The 5,648-nt window shown below is 44.5% G+C and carries 6 protein-coding genes and 1 pseudogene; 6 read left to right on the top strand and 1 reads right to left on the bottom strand.

Translation table 11 applies throughout. The features are described 5' to 3' along the window. The 3 genes from PF479_RS11540 to PF479_RS11530 all read left to right on the top strand — a co-directional run. On the top strand, positions 1–1,232 hold a 1,232-nt coding region (locus tag PF479_RS11540; RefSeq protein WP_298006561.1), incomplete at its 5' end, for an ATP-binding protein. Between the two features lie 38 nt (positions 1,233–1,270). Next, positions 1,271–2,212 (top strand): calcium/sodium antiporter, encoded by a 942-nt coding sequence (locus PF479_RS11535; protein ID WP_298006558.1) that lies wholly within the window; start codon positions 1,271–1,273, stop codon positions 2,210–2,212. Positions 2,213–2,273: 61 nt separating this feature from the next. Beyond that, a complete protein-coding gene (locus PF479_RS11530) occupies positions 2,274–2,990 on the top strand; it encodes an NAD(P)-dependent oxidoreductase (protein ID WP_298006555.1) in 717 nt (238 codons plus the stop codon). A 20-nt stretch (positions 2,991–3,010) separates the two neighbouring features. On the opposite strand, the gene PF479_RS11525 is transcribed toward PF479_RS11530, so the two are convergent. Further along, complete coding sequence (locus tag PF479_RS11525) at positions 3,011–3,367, bottom strand: diacylglycerol kinase (protein WP_298006553.1); 357 nt, start codon at positions 3,365–3,367, stop codon at positions 3,011–3,013. Between the two features lie 607 nt (positions 3,368–3,974). Between PF479_RS11525 and PF479_RS20805 the strand changes: the two are divergent. The 3 genes and pseudogenes from PF479_RS20805 to PF479_RS11515 all read left to right on the top strand — a co-directional run. Further along, a pseudogene (locus PF479_RS20805) lies at positions 3,975–4,253 on the top strand (type I restriction-modification system subunit M N-terminal domain-containing protein); the annotation flags it as partial. Positions 4,254–4,282: 29 nt separating this feature from the next. Beyond that, the gene (locus PF479_RS20800; RefSeq protein ID WP_367277231.1) at positions 4,283–4,636 is read left to right on the top strand and encodes an N-6 DNA methylase; all 354 of its coding nucleotides are present in this window, start codon (positions 4,283–4,285) and stop codon (positions 4,634–4,636) included. 250 nt (positions 4,637–4,886) lie between these two features. Further along, on the top strand, positions 4,887–5,648 hold a 762-nt coding region (locus PF479_RS11515), incomplete at its 3' end, for an Abi family protein (RefSeq protein ID WP_298006547.1).

The raw sequence follows: 5,648 nt of genomic DNA, 5'->3' as shown, positions 1-5,648 counted from the left end.
GCAAGTCCAGATTCAGTGCCCAGTTTGATAAAGAGCAGAAAAAACTGCATCAGCAGCTGTTGCAGGCTCAAAAAATGGAATCAATCGGTCGCCTTGCCGGTGGAATCGCTCATGATTTTAACAACATGATGGGTATTATCCTGGGGCATACGGAAATGATGCAGAACAGTGGAGACCTCAATCAACAGAAACAGGGATTTCTGGAGGAAATCAAAATAGCCGCTACCCGATCTGCCGAACTGACAAAGCAGCTTCTCGCCTTTGCCCGTGAACAGCCCGTCTCCCCGCAGGTCATTGATCTGAATAAGTCGGTAGAATCCACTATCTCCATGCTTACCCGGCTTTTCACCGAAAATATAACCCTGTCCTGGCTTCCCGGACAGGACTCACCCTTCGTATTTATCGATCCATCACAGATCGGTCAGATACTGGCAAACCTCTGCCTTAATGCTCAGGACGCCATTGCCGACATTGGTACGATCACAATAGAAACGGAAACCTTGATCCTGGATGACAGGAACAAACACAGCCATCCGGGATCAAGTCCTGTAGAGTATGTGTTGTTAACTGTGAGTGACACAGGCAGCGGGATGGATGAGGATACTCTATCAAACGCCTTTGAACCCTTTTATACAACCAAGGAGATGGGAACGGGCACAGGCCTCGGACTGTCCATGGTTCATGGAATAATAAAGCAGAACGGCGGCCATATAAATTTATTCAGCGAAAAAGGTTCTGGAACAGTCATTAAAATATACCTTCCCCGGTATGGAAGAACAATTGATCAGAGTCACGATACTGCCCAGCCGGAAAGGACAGCACAAGAGATTGAAAAGACACTGTCCAATGAAACTGCTAATGCCAGTGAGACAATTCTGCTTGTTGAAGATGAACCTGCCATTTTGCAAATGACCACCTTGATACTGGAAAGCCTGGGGTATACAGTGCTTGCCGCGGGTCATCCCGAGGAAGCATTCCGCCTGGCCGGGGAGAATTCAAGGGAGATAGAATTGCTTATCACAGATGTTATAATGCCCGAAATGAACGGCAGGGATCTTTCGGCAGAACTCCTGAAGCTCTACCCGGATCTGAAATGCCTGTTTATGTCGGGTTATACTGCCGATCTAATCACAAATCAGGGCGTCTTAGAGAGATGCAATAATTTTATACAGAAACCCTTCAGAATGAAAGACCTGGAAGAGAAAGTGCGTGAGATCCTTGATCGTGTATAATATGGTTCAGAACCAATAACCTTCTTAAGGATTCACTCATGATAATTGGGGCGTCAATTCTTTCCGGGATTATCCTGCTTTACTTAGGAGCGAACTGGCTGGTCAAAGGCAGTTCTGCCATCGCTTTGCGCTCAGGAGTGTCCTCTCTCATTGTCGGATTGACCATCGTCGCCTTCGGTACCAGTACTCCTGAACTCCTGGTCAGCCTTCGTTCCGCTCTTACCGGTCTGCCCGACCTGGCTATCACGAATGTGGTTGGTTCCAATATATTCAATATTGCCGTGATCCTCGGACTATCGGCCCTGTTTCGTCCTCTCAGGGTGAATCTTCAGGTTCTTCGCATCGATGTACCCCTTATGGCTCTGGCCACCCTCCTACTTTGGATACTGCTGAGGGATAACAGTATTGGAAGGATTGAGGGACTCTTTCTGTTTCTCTCCGTTCTCTTTTATACCTTTCTCACCGTCTTTCTGAGCAAAAAGAATGCCCCCCTCACTCAAAGTGTAAGCAACTCCCGAGGGGAAACAAAACCCCAGAAGGCTGTGGCCATAGATATTTCCCTTGTTTTTCTGGGTCTGGGATTCCTCATGGCAGGAGCCCGTTTTTTTGTCAGCGGATCTATTGATCTGGCAAAGGTACTCTCCGTTCCCGAAGGGGTCATAGGCCTGACCATTGTTGCCGCCGGCACCAGCCTGCCTGAGCTAGCTACATCCATTGTGGCAGCCCTAAAGGGAGAGGAAGATATCGCCATAGGAAATATTATCGGGTCTAATATATTCAACATATTGTGCATCCTCGGACTCACCGGTGTCATTCAACCTCTTCATACAGCTGGTGTCGATAAGGTTGTTATGGGATTCATGCTGGGAACCGCCGTCTTCCTCCTGCCCCTGATGAAAACAGGGATCAGAATCGTCCGGGCCGAAGGATTCCTCCTTCTGGGCATTTATGGAGTCTACCTCTGGTATTTGTGGCCCTGACTATAAAAAAATGTACTATAATTTCAGAAACATTTAGTAATTAGAAGGATGGGAATAGAATATGAAAGTACTTGTTGCCGGTGCCACCGGAGCCACGGGCCGCTTGCTGGTGGAGCAGCTCCTCAATGACGGACATGATGTTAAAGTGATCGTGCGTTCTGTTGATAATTTACCAAAGGTACCCCGTTTAAAAGATCATCTGACAATCATCACAGCGAGCATTCTCGATCTGAATGAGGCAGAACTAGCCGGGCATGTGAAAGGATGCGATGCCGTAGCGTCCTGCCTGGGACACAACATCACCCTGAAGGGCATCTTCGGTCAGCCTCACCTTCTGGTCACCCAAGCCGTCCGGAATCTCTGCGAGGCCATCCGGAAAAATCAGTCTGAAATGCATACCAAGTTTGTTCTGATGAACACCACAGGAAACAGAAATCGGGGCATCAATGAGAAATTCTCCCTCGGTGGGAGATTCGTTATCGCTCTTATCCGCCTCCTGGTTCCCCCCATGAAGGATCATGAACTGTCCGCAGATTACCTCAGGACACAATCCGCCCTTGAGTGGACGGCCGTCCGGCCGGACACCCTGATAGACCAGGACCAGGTGAGCGAATACGATGTGTATCCCTCTCCCACGAGAAACCCCATCTTTGATCCGGGTAAGACCAGCCGCATCAATGTAGCCCATTTCATGTCCAGCCTGATCGTGAATGAGGAGCTGTGGAACAAATGGAAAGGACAGATGCCGGTGATATACAACAGGGAAATTAAGGGATAATCATCCGGAGGAATCTGCTTCTATCGAAAATGGGGAATGTAGATTAAGAGGGCCAGTACCACTGCTAAAATGGAAGACATCAACACCGCACCCGCGCTGATATCCAGAAGTTTTTCCGCCAGTTCGTGGTACTCACAGGTGAACATCTTAACAATATACTCTATGGCCGTATTGAACAGTTCCGAGATCAGAACTATGCCTATAGAAATTGAAATGGTGACCCATTCAAACTGATTGAATTCAAGAAAAAAACCGGAGATCACGATGGGCAGGGCAAATACAAAGTGAATCTTAAAACTGTTATCCGTTATTGCCGCAATGCGCAAACCCTTGAAGGCATAATTTAATTTTTTAATAACCCGATTTATGATTTTCATATTCTTATAATAAACTAATTGTTCCTGTCTTATCCAGGTTTTGCTGGAGTTTTTACTTCCTTGAATCATTGTCAGAAACAGTCCTTCAAAGGCCAGAGACCTCCTGTTTCTCAGGCAGGGTCAATCTCGTCTCAATTGTGTTTCGGGCGTTCCCCCTGACGGGGGGCGGGCCTTGCAGGGGTTTCGTTCCTTAATGATTCGTTCCTCGGCAAGCCTCTGGTACGACTCATTCAGTAACCGCCTTCGGCGCCCTTTCAGTCCCTAACGCAGAGAGAGATCAACCATTAAGTTTTTGAAATATCATAAAATTGTGTTTATGATTGGAGAAAGTGCTTTACGATTCATTTTTTTGCAGTACTATGAAATATATAAGTAGAAGAATAGGCTAAAACGAACTGGAACGTATTCTGGAAATTGACCATAATATCCGAGTCAGTGGGAGCGTTTCGAGGTCTCAGAATAATCCATAGATCATGCTTCACCTCACTCCGGGACTGTCTGGGTGCACTCTGTATCAGATGCTGGTGAAAATGAGAGCAACATTATCAGTGCTGTGGTTTTAGAAAGAGAAAATAGGGATGATTGAATAATAAAGCAAGGAATAAGAATGGCAAGACAAACGGACAATAATAACAACAACTTCGAAAAATCCCTCTGGGACACTGCCAACAAACTCCGAGGAAGCGTAGAATCCTCAGAATACAAACACGTCGTGTTAAGCCTTATCTTCCTGAAATTCATCAGTGATAAGTTTGAAGAGCGTAAAATTGTGCTGGTCGCCGAAGGCAAAGAAAAATACATCGATATGGTAGAGTTTTACACCATGAAAAATGTCTTTTATCTGCCGGAAGAATCCCGCTGGTCTTTTATCAAACAACATGCCAAACAGGATGATATTGCCAGCAGAAAGGGGCTTTGGTTGATCGAACTCATAAAGAGTTTTCTGATGATGATATTGCGGAGATTGCCAAGACCTACCATTCATGGCGCAGCAGTCCCTCTCCCTCTGGGAGAGGCGGAGGTGAGGGTTTCATATATGAAGATATTCCCGGGTTCTGCAAGTCCGCCGATCTGGAGGAGATTAAGTCTCATCATTATGTGTTGACTCCGGGGCGATATGTTGGGGCTGCTGATATTGAAGATGACGGGATTCCCTTTGAAGAGAAGATGAATGAGCTTTCCAGTACTTTGTACAAGCAGATGAAAGAGTCAGCTGAGCTTGATACAATTATTTGTGATAACCTGAAACAATTGGGACTTGGAGAATGATGGAAAGAGGGGAAGATAAGATGATGTTTTTATATACTCTCTTGCTAAATGAGATACATTACTATAAAATTAAATTAACACACCTGCCACGCCTCTGTTTTACATGCGCAACCTGGGCGGGTTTATTTTATATTCATTGTGAATCCATTGACAATGGATCATTTAGGAACTATATTTTCATTAGCATACCTGCCAAGCCTCTGCGAAAGCATGCTCAAATTTGGCAGGTTTTTTCTTTTATGGGGTATCTATGAAATATACCTCACCTGCCTTAAGTTTTTCAGATCAGGCTGATTTACTCATCAAACGTGGATTAAATGGAAACAAATCAGCATTAGTCTCTATTTTGAAATCTGTAAGCTACTACCGTTTTCAAGAGTATTGTTATCCATATAAAGATTCTTCCGGTCAATTTAAAAGTGATAGTTCTCTGGAGCAAATATGGGGAACATATATTTTTGATCGACAGCTTCGTTTATCTATCATGGATGGTATTGAAAGAGTGGAAACTGCTCTTAAAACAGATGTAGCCTATCTTCATTCCCATAAATATGGCCCATTTGGGTTTTTGTCTCAGCAAAACTTACCCAATTTGAGCACTCAATGGCATCAGGATTTTTTAGATAAAATAAGAGCAGAAACCGATAGAAGTAAGGAACCTTTTGTTATCGCCTTTTTTCGGGATCATGGGGATCAGCATGATTATTTACCTGTATTCCGGGTTACGGATATCATGTCCTTTGGGAATATCTTCACCTTTTTTAGAGGATTGGAATCTAAAGATAAAAAGCAAATAGCATCTCGGTATAATATAAAAGCACCAGTATTGAGTAGCTGGATAATGACATTGAACTATATAAGAAATCTGTGTGCCCATCATGGTCGATTATATAACAGAATCCTAGCAATAAAACCTTATATCCCGGATAGCAGGAATAATCCTGAATGGCATAATCCTGGAACCATTTCTAATTATCGCTTATTTTCTGTCGTCTCATTATTACAGTATATG

Source organism: Oceanispirochaeta sp. (genome assembly GCF_027859075.1).
Classification (GTDB): Bacteria; Spirochaetota; Spirochaetia; order DSM-2461; family DSM-2461; genus Oceanispirochaeta.
Note: the sequence above shows the minus strand (reverse complement) of the source record. Positions and strands in the feature narration are given on the sequence as shown.